At 62.3% G+C, this 16,147-nt stretch carries 13 protein-coding genes; 5 read left to right on the top strand and 8 right to left on the bottom strand.

Annotation, left to right across the window (positions count from 1 at the left end; genetic code table 11):
* Positions 1–127 precede the first annotated feature (127 nt).
* On the top strand, positions 128–769 hold the full coding sequence (locus Aeroheme_RS15410; RefSeq protein WP_411166154.1) for a class I SAM-dependent methyltransferase: 642 nt from the start codon (positions 128–130) through the stop codon (positions 767–769).
* Between the two features lie 74 nt (positions 770–843).
* Complete coding sequence (locus tag Aeroheme_RS15405) at positions 844–2,070, top strand: winged helix-turn-helix domain-containing protein (protein ID WP_411166153.1); 1,227 nt, start codon at positions 844–846, stop codon at positions 2,068–2,070.
* Between the two features lie 77 nt (positions 2,071–2,147).
* On the opposite strand, the gene frdD is transcribed toward Aeroheme_RS15405, so the two are convergent.
* From frdD to mscM, 7 genes are all read right to left on the bottom strand, one after another.
* A complete protein-coding gene (frdD, locus tag Aeroheme_RS15400; RefSeq protein ID WP_033130989.1) occupies positions 2,148–2,504 on the bottom strand; it encodes a fumarate reductase subunit FrdD in 357 nt (118 codons plus the stop codon).
* Positions 2,505–2,515: 11 nt separating this feature from the next.
* Positions 2,516–2,914, bottom strand: coding sequence for a fumarate reductase subunit C (locus tag Aeroheme_RS15395; RefSeq protein ID WP_106887562.1), 399 nt, complete (start codon positions 2,912–2,914; stop codon positions 2,516–2,518).
* A gap of 16 nt (positions 2,915–2,930) precedes the next feature.
* Entirely contained in the window at positions 2,931–3,665 is a 735-nt protein-coding gene (locus Aeroheme_RS15390) for a succinate dehydrogenase/fumarate reductase iron-sulfur subunit (RefSeq protein ID WP_059168380.1), read from the bottom strand.
* Complete coding sequence (frdA, locus tag Aeroheme_RS15385) at positions 3,658–5,442, bottom strand: fumarate reductase (quinol) flavoprotein subunit (RefSeq protein ID WP_025326131.1); 1,785 nt, start codon at positions 5,440–5,442, stop codon at positions 3,658–3,660. The genes Aeroheme_RS15390 and frdA overlap by 8 nt, the downstream gene beginning before the upstream one ends.
* Before the next feature lie 516 nt (positions 5,443–5,958).
* Entirely contained in the window at positions 5,959–7,836 is a 1,878-nt protein-coding gene (locus Aeroheme_RS15380) for a methyl-accepting chemotaxis protein (RefSeq protein WP_392417960.1), read from the bottom strand.
* A gap of 159 nt (positions 7,837–7,995) precedes the next feature.
* Positions 7,996–8,673: a glycerophosphodiester phosphodiesterase gene (locus Aeroheme_RS15375; RefSeq protein WP_411166152.1), complete on the bottom strand. Its 678-nt coding sequence runs from the start codon at positions 8,671–8,673 to the stop codon at positions 7,996–7,998.
* A 235-nt stretch (positions 8,674–8,908) separates the two neighbouring features.
* Positions 8,909–12,184 (bottom strand): miniconductance mechanosensitive channel MscM, encoded by a 3,276-nt coding sequence (gene mscM, locus Aeroheme_RS15370; RefSeq protein ID WP_408863460.1) that lies wholly within the window; start codon positions 12,182–12,184, stop codon positions 8,909–8,911.
* A gap of 153 nt (positions 12,185–12,337) precedes the next feature.
* On the opposite strand from mscM, the gene Aeroheme_RS15365 reads away from it, so the two are divergent.
* Positions 12,338–13,675, top strand: coding sequence for an MATE family efflux transporter (locus Aeroheme_RS15365; RefSeq protein ID WP_289976000.1), 1,338 nt, complete (start codon positions 12,338–12,340; stop codon positions 13,673–13,675).
* A 67-nt stretch (positions 13,676–13,742) separates the two neighbouring features.
* Here the strand turns inward: Aeroheme_RS15365 and Aeroheme_RS15360 are convergent, their stop codons facing one another.
* Entirely contained in the window at positions 13,743–14,570 is an 828-nt protein-coding gene (locus tag Aeroheme_RS15360; RefSeq protein ID WP_411166151.1) for a peptidoglycan DD-metalloendopeptidase family protein, read from the bottom strand.
* A gap of 248 nt (positions 14,571–14,818) precedes the next feature.
* Between Aeroheme_RS15360 and Aeroheme_RS15355 the strand changes: the two genes are divergently transcribed.
* Together Aeroheme_RS15355 and Aeroheme_RS15350 are read left to right on the top strand one after the other, a co-directional pair.
* A complete protein-coding gene (locus tag Aeroheme_RS15355; protein WP_025326137.1) occupies positions 14,819–15,358 on the top strand; it encodes a fimbrial protein in 540 nt (179 codons plus the stop codon).
* 58 nt (positions 15,359–15,416) lie between these two features.
* The gene (locus Aeroheme_RS15350) at positions 15,417–16,127 is read left to right on the top strand and encodes a fimbria/pilus periplasmic chaperone (RefSeq protein WP_411166150.1); all 711 of its coding nucleotides are present in this window, start codon (positions 15,417–15,419) and stop codon (positions 16,125–16,127) included.
* The last annotated feature ends 20 nt before the right edge of the window (positions 16,128–16,147 follow it).

Here is a 16,147-nt window from a genome sequence, read left to right as displayed (position 1 = left end):
TGGCTCCTTCTCTTGGGATGGCTTGAGAGTAAAAGGGCAAACTTAAGAAACCCTTAAGGAGTAAAAAAAGTTGTCAGCAAGGCGGCGGGCAGGCAATCTGCGCGGCTGTCACCCAGGAGGATCCGTCATGTCATCAAGCGCCAGCTGCCCCCTCTGCTCGGCTCGCCACAGCTACCCCCTGCCGGTGGCGGGCAAGCGCTATCACCGTTGCCTGGCGTGCGAGCTGGTCTGGCTGGATGAGGCGGATCATCTGGACGATCAGGCAGAGAAGGCGGTCTATGACGGGCACGACAACCAGGTGGACGATCCCCGCTACCGCGGCTTCCTGATGCGGGCCTTCGGCGAGGTGCTCTCCCGGGTGAACCCTCCTGCCAGCGGCCTCGATTTCGGCTGCGGCCCCGGGCCTGCCCTCATCGCCATGGGGCGGGAGGCGGGCTTTGAGATGGCGGGTTACGACAAGTTCTACGCCGACCAGCCCGAACTGCTGACAAGGCGGTACGACTTCATCACCAGCACCGAGGTGATAGAGCACCTGGCCGCCCCCCGCGCCGTGCTGGACCGGCTCTGGGGCTGCCTCAACCCCGGCGGCGTCCTGGTGCTGCAGACCCAGAGGGTGCTGGGAGACGAGCGTTTCAGGCAGTGGCGCTACCGCCACGATCCGACCCACATCGTCTTCTTCGCCGAGGCCTCGTTTCGCGTCCTGGCGGCCCGCTGGCAGGCGGAGCTCTGCTTCCCCCACGCCGATGTAGCCGTGTTCACCAAACCCTGAACGGGGCGTTTTCATTTGGCGGCGGCTTGGGCATGCTGGTGGCCTGACACCCAGGAACGGATGCCCTTATCTTCATGTCGATCCCCCATTTGTCATTGCAAGACGCCCGCCACCTGCAACTCGCAGCCCAGGGGCTGCTGACTCCGCGCCGCGCCAAGGCTTCTCCCTCCGATCTGCTGGCCTGCATAAGGCGCATGGCGCTGCTGCAGATAGACACCATCTCTGTGGTGGCCCGCAGCCCCTATCTGGTGCTGTTCAGCCGGCTCGGCCACTACGATCCGCGCTGGCTGGAGCAGTTGCTGGCCGAGGGTGATCTCTTCGAATACTGGGCCCACGAGGCCTGCTTCGTCCCTCGCGAGGATTACCGGCTGCTGCGCCATCGCATGCTGGATCCCGCCGCCATGGGCTGGAAGTTCTCCGCCCAGTGGCTCAAGACCCACGGCGGCGAGATAGAGCAGATAGTCGAGCAGATTCGCCGGGATGGGCCGGTGCGGGCCGCCGACTTTGAACGCAAGGAGGGCAAGGGCAACGGCTGGTGGGACTGGAAGCCCGAGAAGCGCCACCTGGAGGTGCTGTTCACCGCAGGGCGCCTGATGGTGCGCGAGCGGCGCAACTTCCAGCGTGTCTACGATCTCGCCGAACGGGTCATGCCCGAGTGGGACGATGGGCGGCATCTACCGAGCCCTGAGCTCGCCCAACGAGACATGGTGCGCGCCAGCTGCCGGGCGCTGGGGCTGGTCAAGACCGGCTGGGTGGCGGATTACTACCGCCTGCGGCGCGGCAAATACGACGCCCTGCTCCATCAGCTGGCGGACGAGGGGGAGCTGTTGCCGGTGCGGGTGGAGGGCTGGCAGCACGGCGCCTTCGTGCACGCATCGCTCTCCGATGAGCTGGCCCGGGCCCAGGCCGGCAGCCTCAAGGCGACCCACACAGCCGTGCTCTCGCCCTTCGATCCCCTGGTGTGGGATCGCAAGCGGGCCAGCGAGCTCTTTGGCTTTGACTACCGCATCGAGTGCTACACCCCGGCTCCCAAGCGCCAGTACGGCTACTTTGTGCTGCCGTTGCTGCGCCGGGGCCAGCTGGTGGGCAGGATGGACGCCAAGGCTCATCGCAAGGAGGGGGTGTTCGAGGTCAAGAGCCTCTATCTGGAGCAGGGGGTCAGGGTGAGCGCCAGCCTGGCGCAGGATCTGGAGAAGGCGCTGCAAAAACTGGCGCAGTGGCACCAGACCCCGCTGCTTCGCCTCGGCGCCATGCCGGCGCCCCTGCGGGCCCTGTGGCCGGAGCCAGCGCTGCGTCCTTAGCCCGCAGGCTAAACGACAGCCAAACAAAAACCGGGCACTGGGCCCGGTTTTATCATCTGTTGCTGGCAACCTAAGGATTACTGGAGTACCAGCACCATCAGCAGGCCGACGGTAATGGCAGATACCAGGAAGGCGAAGCCATAGAACACATAGTGGTGCAGCTTGGTGGTGTGGATCCCAAGATCATGCAGGCCGTGGTAGATACGGTGCATGCCGTGCCAGATGGGCAGGGCTATGATCACCAGCAGTATGCAGGCACCCCACCAGGAGCTGGCGAAGGCGTGCACGCGCTCAAAGCTCATGGTCTCCACGTCCATGATGCCCATGGGCACCAGCAGACCGGTAATGAGGACAATCACCGGCAGCAGCATGGCAACCACCATGCCACCGGCACCAAAGAGTCCCCAGTAAATGGGTTCGTCAGAACGTCTCATCATTAATCTCCTCAAGCCACGATGATCAGGATCAGCAGGGATACCGCCGCCAGCGCCACATATTGAGCGATGACGATCGGCTTCTCCGGCACCAGGTCTTCGCCACGGAAGATGCGCATGGCCTTGGGAGCCAGGGCAAACCAGGTCTTGGCGTGGAACAGGCAGGCTGCCAGCGCGATGACGTGGAACAGGATGGCAACCGGGCTCTGCAGGGATTCCAGCCAGCCGTTGAACGCCTCCTGACCCTGCACCAGACGCAGCAGACCCCACATCAGCACCACGGCATAGATGGAGACGAAGATGCTGGTGCCTTCGCGGATCATGTAACCGGTGTAGAAGGCATTCTTCAGCCACCAGTCTTTCTTCATCTCGCGCACGTAGGGCTTACGTTTGCTTTGGGTGTTGTTCATGGTCTCACTCCTGGTCTCAATCCGGCTTGAACATGGCGATCATGTAGTCCTTGGCGCTCTCGACCTTGCCAAGCTGGATGGCTGCGGCCGGGTCTACGCCTTTCGGGCACACGTCAGAGCAGTAACCCACGAAGGTACAGCCCCAGACGCCTTCGTCCTGGCTGATGATCTTCATCCGCTCCTTGGACGCGCTGTCGCGGTTGTCGGCGTTGTAGCGATAAGCCAGCGCCAGGGCCGCGGGACCGGTGAACTTCTTGTTGATGCCGTACTGCGGGCAGGCGGCGTAGCAGAGGCCACAGTTGATGCACATGGAGAACTGGTGATACTTCGCCATGTCAGCCGGGGTCTGGGTGTACTCGCCGTCGCACAGGCTGCGCGGCTCGGACGGGATGATGTAGGGCTTGATGCTCTCCAGCTTCTCGATGAAATCGGACATGTCGACCACCAGGTCGCGTTCGATCGGGAAGTTGTTGAGGGGCTCTATGGTCATCTTGCCTGGCAGGTAGTCCCGCAGGAAGGTCTTGCAACCCAGCTTCGGAATGCCGTTGACCATCATGCCGCAGGAGCCGCAGATCGCCATCCGGCAGGACCAGCGGAAGCTCAGGGTGGAGTCGAGCTGATCCTTGATGTATTGCAGGGCATCCAGCAGGGACATCTCTTTCAGGTAAGGCACCTGGAAGGTCTGCATCCAGGGCTCGTTATCCTGCTCGGGACGGTAGCGCAGGATTTCAATTTCGATCATCTCAGCCATTCTTCTTAGCCTCGTCTTGTTTCTCACCCTCGGAACCGTACACACGTTTTGCCGGTTGGGATTTAGTGATCTTCACATCGGAGTAATCGATGGTCGGGGCGCCTTCCTGGTTGTAGAAGGAGAGGGAGTGCTTGAGGTAGTTCACGTCATCCCGCTCTTCGTAACCGTCCAGACGCTGGTGGGAGCCACGAGACTCTTTGCGGTTGATGGCGGAATGGGCCATGGCTTCGGCCACGTCCAGCATGTAGCCCAGTTCGATGGCGTACAGCAGGTCGGTGTTGAAGACAGAGGACTTGTCGTTGATCTTGACCTTCTTGTAACGGGCCTTCAGCTCGTTGATCTTGTCGATGGTGCCCTGCATCAGCTCTTCGGTACGGTAGATACCGACGCCGGCTTCCATGGACATGCCCAGTTCGTTGCGGATATCGGCCGGGTTTTCGGTCCCGTCGATGTCGAGCAGGGAGAGGTGCTGCTTGATGAGCGCCTCGGCCTTGGCGGCCAGTGCTTCGGTGTTGCCGTGCTGCTGGGTCGCCGCGAATTCGGCTGCCTGCTCACCGGCCACCTTGCCGAAGACCACTATCTCGGACAGGGAGTTGGAACCCAGACGGTTGGCGCCGTGCAGACCGACGGAGGCACACTCGCCAGCGGCGTAGAGGCCTGGCATGCGGGTGGCGCATTTGCCGTCAGTCTCGATGCCGCCCATGGTGTAGTGGGCAGTAGGACGGACCGGGATCGGCTCTTTCACCGGATCCACACCCACGTAGGCCTTGGCCAGTTCGCAGATGAAGGGCAGACGCTCTTTCAGGTACTTCTCGCCGAGGTGGCGCAGGTCGAGGTGAACCACATCGCCCATGGGGCCCTGGATCACGCGGCCTTTCTGCTGCTCTTGCCAGAATGCCTGGGAGAGACGGTCACGGGGACCCAGCTCCATGTGCTTGTTCTTCGGCTGGCCGACCGGGGTTTCCGGGCCCAGGCCGTAGTCTTGCAGGTAGCGGTAGCCATCCTTGTTGAGCAGGATGCCACCCTCACCACGACAACCTTCGGTCATCAGTATGCCGGTGCCCGGCAGACCGGTCGGGTGATACTGGACGAACTCCATGTCACGCAGCGGCACGCCGTGACGGTAGGCCAGCGCCATGCCGTCGCCGGTGACTATGCCGCCGTTGGTGTTGTAGCGGTAAACGCGACCGGCACCGCCGGTGGCCAGCACCACTGACTTGGCCTGGATGAAACGGGTGATGCCGTTCTGGATGTCGAAGGTCAGTACGCCCTGGACGCGGCCATCTTCCACGATCAGATCCAGACAGAAGTGCTCGTCATAGCGCTTGATGGTCGGGTACTTGATGGAGGTCTGGAACAGGGTGTGCAGAATGTGGAAACCGGACTTGTCTGCGGCGAACCAGGTACGCGGGATCTTCATCCCGCCGAAACGGCGGACGTTGGCCTTGCCATCCGGCTTGCGGCTCCAGGGGCAGCCCCAGTGTTCCAGCTGGATCATCTCGTTGGTGGCGTTGTTGACGAAGTACTCGACCACGTCCTGCTCACACAACCAGTCGCCACCGGAGACGGTGTCGTTGAAGTGGTTTTCGAGGGAGTCGTCATCACGGACGACGCCTGCGGCGCCACCTTCGGCGGCCACTGTGTGGCTGCGCATCGGATAGACCTTGGAAATCAGGGCGATTTCCAGCTCCGGGTGGGCTTCTGCAATGGCGATTGCGGCACGCAGGCCACCGCCACCGGCACCGATGATGGCAACATCGGTCTTGATAATATCCACATCTGCCTCCTTAGGGATAGATTTGCTGGGCACGATTTTGCTCTATGAAAAAAATTCAGGCTTGATGCAAGTCAAACTGCTTTGTTTTAGTGCTTGGCAACGGTGGTTTTTATTACAACCACCCCATTCCTTGGATGAAAATGCCGTCATTATCGCCATCCATCAGTGATCTGGATCAGCCGTACTCGCTACTCTGGTGATTTTAACCCCAAGATTGTACGTAGTTTTCTTTCAAAAAAATGAGAAATGCCTCTCTTTTTAGGTATTACCCCTAAAGTTTTTAAGTTTTTTATCAGAAATGTTTAGTGATAACTATTATCACCTTGGGGACTGCTGAAAAAACATCGAAAAAAGTAATGCGAATATAGTCAGGGCAGGCATCAGCTGCGTCAGAAGGATACTCGAATGGAGAGGCGGATCACAGAGTGTCCGGTGTCGAAGGGGAATTATAACCATTGAAACGAAAAGGGTTTATAGAAAAAAAGGGGCCTGGACGGCCCCTTTTCATTGGCTCGATCAGATGCGGAACATGCCGACCTGATTGTTGAGCTCACCTGAAATATTTTTAAGTTGAGCCGAGAGATTGCGGGAGCTGTCCGCATCCACCGCCAGCTCGTCCGAGACGTCCTTGACCGCCTGGATATTGCGGCTGACCTCGTCGGTCACCGCCCGCTGCTCCTCGGCGGCACTGGAGATCTGGGTCGCCATGTCGGAGATCTGGTTGATAGAGGTGGTGATCTGCTCCAGGGCCTGGGTGGCATCGTTCGCATCTTCGACGCTGTTCTGGGCCAGCAGCTGGCCCTCGTGCATGGTGCTGACGGCCCCCTGGGTGTTGCGCTGCAGCGTCTCTATCATGCTGCGGATCTCGACGGTGGAGCTGTGGGTACGTTGTGACAGCACCCGTACCTCGTCGGCGACCACGGCGAAGCCGCGACCCTGCTCACCGGCCCGGGCGGCCTCGATGGCGGCGTTGAGTGCCAGCAGGTTGGTCTGCTCGGCGATGCCCTGGATGGTGGAGAGTATGGTGTTGATCTCCTGGGCGTTCTTCTCCAGCTCCTGGATGATGCCGGAGGCCTGCTTGACCTGGGTGGCGAGATCCGTGATGGAGCGCTGGTTGCGGGCGATCACCTGCTTGCCGTGCTCGCAACTGCTGGAGGAGCTGCGGGCTGCCTCTGCGGTCTGCTCGGCATTGCTGGCGACCTCGACGGCGGTGGCGGACATCTCGTGCACCGCTGTGGCTATCTGGGAGATCTCGTTCTGCTGGCGCGCCAGACCCTGGTTGGATTTCTCCGCCATGTCGTGAGAGGACCTGGCCTGCTGGTTGAGCTGCCCGGAGGAGTTGGAGATGTCCTGCACCATGACGTGGATGCGTTCGATGAAGGTGTTGACGTGCTTGGCGACGGTACCGACCTCGTCTTCCCGCTCGATCTTGATGCGGCGGGTCAGATCGCCGTTGCCGCGGGAGAGATCCGCAATCGCCTCGCCGAGGGTCTTCAGCGGGGCCAGGGAGCTGTTGATGGCCACGTAGGAGAAGCCCGCGACTATGAGGATGGTCAGCAGACCTTGCAGCAGGGCTGAGGTGACCATGCGGGAGACGGACTGGTAGGCGACCGCCTTGTCCACCACTATGCCGAAATACCAGTTGGTGTTGGGGATCTCGGTGAGGTCGAACACGCTGGCCTTGCCGCTGATATCCATCTCGGAGATGGTGTTGTCATGGGCCAGTTCGTTGACCTTGGCCGCCGTCAGCTCGGGGGAGAGGGCGGTGGCGGGCTTGAGGGTCAGCGCCTTGTCCGGGTGGGCTATGATGGTGCCGTTGCTGTCCACCAGGATGGCGTAGGTGCCTTCCGAGTTGATGGCCAGCACGTCGCGCACCAGGCCGTCGATGGAGACGTCACCTGCGATGACGCCGTCGGTGTTGCCACGGCTGAAGGGCTCGGCGATGGTGATGATGAGGTTGCCAGACGAGGCATCGGCATAGGGGGCCGTGATGGCGAGCTTGCCGGCCGCCATGGCGTCCTTGTACCAGGGACGCTGGCGCGGATCATAGCCGGCGGGCAGGTTGGTCTGCTTGCTCTGGATCATCCGGCCATCCTTGGTGCCCACATAGACGAGGTCGAAGTTGCCTGCGTTCATGGACTGGGCCAGGTGGCTGAGGGGCTCCTCCTCCTTGGTGAAGGCTTCCTTGGTGGCGGTGACCAGGCCGATGCGCGCATCGAGCCAGCGGGAGATGCCCTTGACGTTGGCGATGGAGCTGTCGTCGATGAAGCTCCAGATCAGCCGCTGGGTTTCGCTGCGCAGCTGGGTGGTGTTGTACCAGACCTGCAGGCTGGAGATGACCAGGATAATGGCCCCGATGGCGAGGACCAGCTTGTTTTTGATGGATAGATTCATGTTTACATCCTTGTGAGCGTCAGTCTGAGATCCGTGTGGTGTTTGTAATTGTTATGAGCCAACTCTGTATCGGCTGAAAGTGGACTTTATGTATCCCGGTGCACAGGAAATTTTCGATCTTTTTTCACCTCCTGATGGGCCGCCAGGCCGCGCCGATACTCAGCTGAATCGATCTGGCCGGTTGGTAAAGATGCCATCGACACCCATGGCTTCGAGGGTATCCCCATCACTCAACTCGTCGACCGTGTAGACCAGGATCTTGAGCCCACGACTATGGGCATCCGCCACCAGCCCGGCGTCGACAAAATCCACGTCGCAATTCAGGGACCAGGCACCCAGCTCTTCGGCGAAGCGGGCACCGTGCAGCGGCAGGCTGGCGGTCAGGGCCCCGAGGCGCAGATCCGGCCGCAGCCGGGCGAAGTGCGCCAGCTCGGGATGGTGAAAGGAGGAGACGACCCAGTGGGCCGGGGTGAAGCCGAGCTCGCGCTCGGCCCGCCGGGTCAGGGCCGCCACCGGCTCGGCGGTGTGTGCCCCCTTGAGCTCTATATGCAGCTCGCAGCGCCCGGCAATCAGGCTCATTACCTGCCACAGGGTCGGGATCCGCTCCCCGTCACCCGCATCCAGGCTCGCCAGATAGTCCCGGGACTGCTCGGTCAGCACCCCGTGGCCGTCGGTGCAACGCTCCAGCCGCCGGTCGTGGAAGACCCAGAGCTCGCCGTCTGCCTGCTGCACGTCGAGCTCGATGGCGCCGACTCCGAGTGCGATGGCTATCTCCATCGCCTTGAGGGTGTTCTCCGGCGCCAGCTTGCTGGCACCGCGATGGGCAATGATCTGCATGATTGGCTCCTGTTGTTGGTGTTGGTGTTGGTGCACGGCGCTGCGCTGCGCTTGTTGCACCCTACCAGCCCCGCAGGGTGCGATGAACAACCTGAATTACACCGCTATCCATATCATCCCCGATTCATCCTGATATCGATCTGCTGGTGGGGCAGATGCATGCCGAGCTGGTTGAGTTTCTCCAGGATCAGCGAATGGACCTCGTGGGTGCATGATGGACATCCGCTCATCTCGCTCATCCCCGGCTCATCCGAATGTCGATCTGCTGGTGCGGCAGATGCATGCCGAGCTGATTGAGTTTCTCCAGGATCAGCGAATGGACTTCATGGGTGATTGGCATACGGTGATCCATGTTGTTCACATAGAGCCGGATCTCGTAGATGAGGGCCGAGTCGGTGAATTCGATCAGGAACACCTCGGGGGTGGGGGTATCCAGCACCAGGGTGGACTCCTGCACGCACTGCTCCAGCAGCTGCTGCACCCGCTTGGGCTCCTGAGTCAGGCCGATGCGGATGCGCAGCTTGACCCGGGTGATGGCATCGGACAGGGACCAGTTGATGAACTGCTCGGTGATGAAGGCCTTGTTGGGGACAATGATCTCCTTCCTGTCCCAGTCCACGATAGTGGTGGCACGGGTCTTGATCTTGGTGACTGTGCCGGTCAGATCGCGAATGGTGACGGTATCGCCGAGCCGGATCGGCTTCTCGAAAAGGATGATGAGGCCGGAGACGAAGTTCGCGAAGATCTCCTGCAGACCGAAGCCCAGGCCCACCGAGAGCGCCGCCACCAGCCACTGGGTCTTGGACCAGTCGATGCCGAGCATGGAGAAGCCGGTGAGGGCGCCGATGAGGATCACCAGATACTTGCTGACCGTGGTCAGGGCGAAGCCGGTGCCGGGGGAGAGGCTCAGGTGCTGGAGCAGGGTGAGCTCCATCAGCCCCGGCAGGTTGCGGGCGGTGACCACCGTCAGGATGAAGGCGAAGGCGGTCAGCATCAGATCCTGCAAGGTGATGGCGGAGAGCTGCTCTATGCCGGCCACCTTGCTGCTCACCTGCCACACCTCGATGCTGCTGAGGAAGCTGAAGGCCGAGTTGAGATCCGACCATTGCACCACCACCAGCATGGTGAAGCCCAGCATCAGCAGGGTACGCACCAGGCCCAGCGACTGGGCGCTGATGGTGTCCAGATCCAGCTCGGGCTCCTCCACCACGTCCGGGATCTCGGAGCTGAGATCGTCCTCGTCACGCTCCCGCTGGGCCAGGATCTCGGCCCGTTTGCTCTTGGCGCGATCGAAGGCGAGGCGGCGGCGCTGGATCAGCATCCAGCGATGGGCCAGGTAGTAGACCAGCAGGCAACCGAGCCCCGCCAGCAGGCTCAGCTCCAGCTGGCGCAGCAGGATGCGGGAGGTATAGAAGTAGCCAAACAGGGAACCCAGCACCGCCAGCAGGGGGGCCAGCATCAGGCTGTTCCAGATGAAGTGGTGCAGCAGGTGGGGCTTGGTCATGTCCGCCTGGCCCCAGGTGAGCGGCAGCTTCTCCCGGTTGAGGCGGGCGAAGAACAGCAGCAGCCAGAGGGCGCCGACGATGAAGGCGAGGCGACCCAGGGAGTCGTAGAAGGCGTGCTCCTGATAGCTGTTGGCCATGCCCTGCACGAAGAAGCTGGGGATCAGCACCAGCAGCAGGGTGCGGAACTGGCCCCAGACCCGCTGCACCGGCTCCTTCGGCCAGCGGAAATGGAGGATGAGGATCCCCTTCTCCAGGGTCAGATGGCGGGCGACCAGCAGCGCCAGCAGCAGGAACCAGATCTCGCCAAGGCCCCGGGCCACGGCCACCGCGAAGGGGTATTGCCAGGCGCCGTCCAGCAGGCCGCGCATCATCAGCACCATGGCGGGCAGCGGCAGGGCCGCGAGCAGGGAGCGCACCAGCAGCCGGCTGGTGAGGCTGAACTTGTCCTGAGTCACCTTGCCGATGCGCGGGGCTATGTAGTGGCTGTACTGCACCAGGTGGCGCCCCAGCTTGGCCCAGCACCAGGCCAGCACCAGCAGGCCGAGCCCCGCCAGGGTCAGGGTCATGGGGTTGTTCTCCACTATGGCCCTGGGCAGTTGCAGCCAGTTGACGGGATCGAGCAGCAGGCTCAGGGCGGTGGGCACGCCGAGCAGGACGGCCGGGGTGAGCGGGCGCACGTCCGGCATCCAGAACAGGTGGCTGGCGCTGATCTCGCGGATCTCGTCGATCTTGCTGTTCTGGCGGCTGTAGAGCAGCTTGAGCCGGGTCTGCTCCTGAATGAGGGTATCTGAGGCGTCGTTGAGCCGGGTCAGCAGTTGTCGTCTGGCCTTGAGCAGGTTGTCGAGCACGGCCTGCTGGGCCCTGTCCAGGGTGATCTCGTCCCCGCTGAGCAGGTTGTTGCGGATCTGCACTGTATCCTTCAAGGCATCCTGCTCTGTCTCGTACTGGTACTTCGCCATGCGCGCCTTGACGATGTCGGACTCCAGCTTCTCCAGGGGGAAGTAGTTCGGCAGATCGGCCAGCTTGCTGCGCAGGTTTTCGCCGTAGGCGTTGCTTATCTGCAGCCATTCCAGTTGCTCGCGCACCGAGTTGACCAGATCGTTCAGTCCTGACAAGGAGGTGTCGATGCCGCGCTGCTCGTCCTGTACCCGCTCTATCTGATCTTCCAGGGCGCCGAGTTGCAGGGAGAGCGCCTGGTTCTGCTGTTGCTGCTCCTGCAGCAGGGGTAGATCCGAGGTGAGCTGCCTGCGCAGCCGCTCGCTCTCCGCCAGCGCTTGCTCCGTTTTTTCCCGCCGCAGCTGGTTTTGCTGGTTGAGCAGGCTGTTCTGCCACTCATCTTCGTCTGTGATGGCGAGGTTGAGCTCCTGCAGCCTGAGTTTGCCGAGATCGTTGCGTTGCTGGGCGGAGAGCTGCTCCAGCTCCAGCATCTGGATCCGGTCAGAGAGGCTCTGCTCCTTGAGGCGGGTGGCCAGTTGCTGGGCCTCCTGCAGGCGATCCGACTCGTTGCTGAAGCTCAAGCGATCGAGCTGGGAGCGGGTCTGCAGCAACTGCTTGCGCAGCTCATCGACCCGCACATGGTACTCCTGGCCCGTGCTCTCCAGCTGGTTGAGGCTGTCGGTCACCGCCTGGCGCTCCTTGCGCAGGTTGATCTGGCGGTTGCTGCTCAGGCCAATGGCCTGGCGCAGTGCCTCTTCTTTGAGGGAGGAGAGGGGCGGGCGGGACTGGGGCTGATAGTTGTGCAGGCTCTCCTTGAGACGGGCCGACTCCTTGGGGTAGTCGATGAGGATCTGCTGATAGGCCTTGCCCTGCTCCCGATAGCGCTGGGCATCCCGGGCATACTGCAGCGCCTGCTGATAGCTCTCCCGCAGTTGCTGGTTCTCGGGGCTGTCGGTCTTGGGGACGCTTTGCAGCAACTCTTCCACCTGAGTGACGGCATCATCGGCCTGGGCAGCGGAGAAGGGGAGCAGGCTGAGACAGAGCATCAGGCAGAGCAGGCGTTGCAACATGGCGCACGTTTCCGTTCATGAGAAGTCGCCTTAGCCTAAAGCAGGGGCAGGGGTGGGTAAAGCCTTCCACATTAATGATCTGCAACATAAATAACGGGTGATCCGGGTCTTGTTTGGCTATTATTCTGGCCGTTCCCCTCCCTTGAGCAATTTATGTCCACTGTCGATCTGGGCACGGCCCCCCTCTCTCGCCTCTTCCTGCGTTACGTCACCCCGACGGTGGCCGCTATGCTGGTCACCGGCGTCTATGTCACCATAGACGGCATCTTCGTCGGCCATATCCTGGGCCAGGACGGCCTGGCCGGCATGATGCTGGCCTACCCCATCTGCGCCGTACTCTATGCGGTGGGGGCGCTGATCGGCATGGGCTCCTCGTCGCTCGCCTCGTTCTATCTGGGCAAGGGGGAGCAGGCAAAGGCGCGTCACATAGTCGGCAATGCGCTGGTGATGGTACTCATCGCCTCCGCCGTGCTCGCCTTCATCGGCATCCGGTACGGCAAGGAGATGCTGATCTGGATGGGGGCCGAGGGGGTCATCTTCGACGCCGGTTTCGCCTACCTGCAGTGGTACGCCTGGCTCGGAGTCTTTGCCGTGCTCTCCATGGCGTTCACCGCCCTGCTGCGCAACGACGGGCGACCCGGCCTCACCACCTGGATCCTGGTGGGGGGCGGCGTGCTCAACGTACTGCTCGATTACCTCTTGATGGCGGTGATCCCCTGGGGGCTGGCGGGGGCGGCCATCGCCACCATGCTCTCCCAGGCGGTGACCGGGGGCCTGTGCCTGTGGCACTTCTTCACCCCGCGCAGCCAGCTGCGCATCCGCCTGGATACCCTGGTGCCGGACTGGCGGCTGATGCGGGAGACCCTGAGACTCGGGGTGTCGAGCTTCCTGATGTACCTCTATCTGTCTGTGGTGCTGGCGCTGCACAACAAGGCGCTGCTGTCGGTCGGCAGCTCCCTGCACGTGGCCGCCTACGGGGTCATCAGCTATAGCGAGGCCTTCTTCTATCTCATCTTCGAGGGGATCGCCATGGGCATCCAGCCTATCGCCAGCTTCAACGCCGGGGCGGGCAACTGGCAGCGGGTGCTGCGGGTGCGCAACCTGGCGTTGGGGGTGACCCTGGTGGTGGCGCTGTGCGGCATGATACCGCTCTACCTCTGGCCGGAAGGGGTAGTCTATCTGTTCGCCGGGGACAACGCGGCCCTCTTGCCGGTGGCCAGCCTCGGCATCTGGCTCTACTTCTGGGGTCTGCCCATGGAGGGGCTGCTGCTGGTGGGAGCGACCTACTTCCAGGCCATCAACCGGGCCCGAATCGCCTCCCTGCTCACCGGGGGCAAGCTGGTGCTGATAGGCGGCTTCCTGTGGGGTTTCTCCTCCCTGTGGGGGGTGGCCGGGGTCTGGCTGGCGCTGCCTACTTGCAGCACCTTGCTGGTGCTGGTGATGTGGCGGGCCATGGGCAAGGAGGCCGGGCAGCATGCCGCAGCCCCGTGATTAACGCCCTCTCTCCATGAACGACAAAGGCAGCCCAGGCTGCCTTTGTCGTTTCGTGCTGCCCGGATCAGGGCTTGAAGGTGCCGATGAAGATGGCGGGGTCGACGCGGGCATCGTTGAGGCTGACGTTCCAGTGCATGTGGGGACCTGTGGCGCGGCCGGTGGCGCCGACCCGGCCGACGATGCCACCGCGGGGCAGGCTCTGGCCCAGGGTCACGTCGATCTTGGACATGTGACAGAACATGCTGATGAGCCCCTGGCCGTGGTCGACGAACACCGTATTACCGTTGAAGAAGTAGTTGCCGATCAGGATCACCTTGCCGGCGGCCGGTGCCTTGATGGGGGTGCCGGCGCCGACCGCGAAGTCGAGGCCGGAGTGGGGATTGCGCTCCTCGCCGTTGAAGAATCGGCGCAGCCCGAAGGGGCTGGAGAGGGGGCCGTTGACCGGCTTGTCGAACAGCAGGTTGCTGGGCTGAATAGGACTGAAGGTCTGGTAGGCCTTGTTTTGTTCGGCCAGCTCACGGTTGATGCGCGCCATGTCCTCGGCCAGCGGATTGACCTGGCGGCTGTTTTTCAACTTGATGTGCTGCTCGCGATAGTGCTTGCTGCCGACGGTGAAATTCAAGGTGCGGCCATCGCTCACCTGCAGCGGATGAGGGCCCGCCTGACTCTTGAGCGGAATGCCGACGATGGCAATCCAGTGCCGTCCCTCTTCGTGCACCACCAGCACAGGTTTGTCCAGATAGCGAGCGGCGGGCGCCTTGGGCCCATCCCCCAGCGGCACCACGGCCACACCCCCCGGCACCGGGTGGTTGAGCAAGCGGCTGATGAAGCCGGGTTCGGCATGAAGGGAGGCGCTGCCGAGCAGCAGAAGGAGGAAGAACCGGCGGCGCATGGTGGCTCCATCGAATAAGGCGGTGAGATCAAAAGGGGGAAAATGATGCCACATTCTTGCCCGGCTGTCCGTCACCTCGGGCCATGGCGCCGGAAAGGGAGTAGTACGGCGGCGGGATTGAGAATTCTGTGCTATTTACTAATATGTCACTAAAGGTATCTTTGAATGGCACCTATGGCGGCAGGCAGTAAGGCACTGGCAGGAGAAAAGCAGTCGCCAGCGACATCCAGGGACAGGTGGAGGTTGTGATGAAGACGAAGGCTCTCTTGATACTCGGACTCACCATGGGGATGTCGGCACCCGTTGCCGCCTTCAACGGGGTCATTACCATCAATGGCGAGGTGACCGCCGGGACCTGTGCCATCGCGGTCAATGGTGGTACGGCGTCGGCAACCGTGACCCTGCCGACCGTCAGCACCAATGCGCTCGGCAGCATAGGCCAGACCGCGGGGGCGACAGGCTTCAACCTCGCCCTCACCAGCTGCCCGACCACGGGGTCGGTGCGGGCCTACTTCGAAAACATCGGGGTGGAGCAGACCACGGGCAACCTCAGCAACAAGGCCGTCGCCTCGGGCGGCAAGAACCCGGCCCAAAACGTGGAGGTGCAGATCCTCTCGGCCAACAGCACCCCCATCGATCTGAGGACCAACACAGGCAACAACGTGCTGGTCAACTTCAGTGCCACCGGGGGGGCCACCCTCTACTACAGCGCCCAGTACATAGCCACAGGTGCCGTCGGCGCCGGTCTGGTCTCGGCGGATCTCATCTACTCCCTGGACTACCACTGAGCGCTCAGTCATGAAGGCGCTTCATATCCATAGGCTCCGCAGGGCGGGGCTGAGCCTCATGCTCTGGTGCGCGTTGCTCCTGCCCTGGCAGACCTGGGGTCATGTCCAGATCTCGGGCACCCGGGTCATCTACCCGGCCAACGCCCGTGAGGTCACCCTGGAGCTGACCAACAAGGGGAGCAGCCCCTCGCTGGTACAGGTGTGGATAGATGCGGGCGATCGCCGCATCCGGCCCGGCGCCGAGGTGCTCCCCTTCCTGGTTACGCCTCCCATCACCCGCATCGAGGCCCAGCGTGGCCAGTCCCTGCGTCTGGCCTATGTGGGGCAGGGGTTGCCCCAGGATCGCGAATCGGTGTTCTGGCTGAACGTGCTGGAGGTGCCGCCGAGCGTGAAGTCGACCCAGGCGGGTCAGAATCTGGTGCAGCTCGCCTTCCGCTCCCGGATCAAGATGTTCTACCGGCCATCCGGGCTGCCTGGCAATGTCGAGCGCTCCGCCCGGCAGTTGAGCTGGCGCCTGATCCGGCAGGGGAGCGGTTACGCACTGCGCGCCAGCAACCCCAGCCTCTATCATGTCAGCATCAGCAATCTGGAGCTGCAGGCGACGGCGTCGAAGCGCTACAGCAACTCAAGTGGCGGCATGGTGGCGCCGGGGGGCAGCTTCGATTTTCCCCTTGAGCAGCTGTCCGGGGCCGTCCATGCCAAGACCGTGACCTTCTATTGGCTCAACGACTATGGTGCCCGCGAGGTGGGCCAATTCGTCTTCAATTGATCCCGGAAGATGCCGGAGCT

The sequence above is a fragment of the Aeromonas sp. DSM 116730 genome (assembly GCF_046581335.1).
GTDB classification, from domain to species: Bacteria; Pseudomonadota; Gammaproteobacteria; order Enterobacterales; family Aeromonadaceae; genus Aeromonas; species Aeromonas rivipollensis.
Note: the sequence above shows the minus strand (reverse complement) of the source record. Positions and strands in the feature narration are given on the sequence as shown.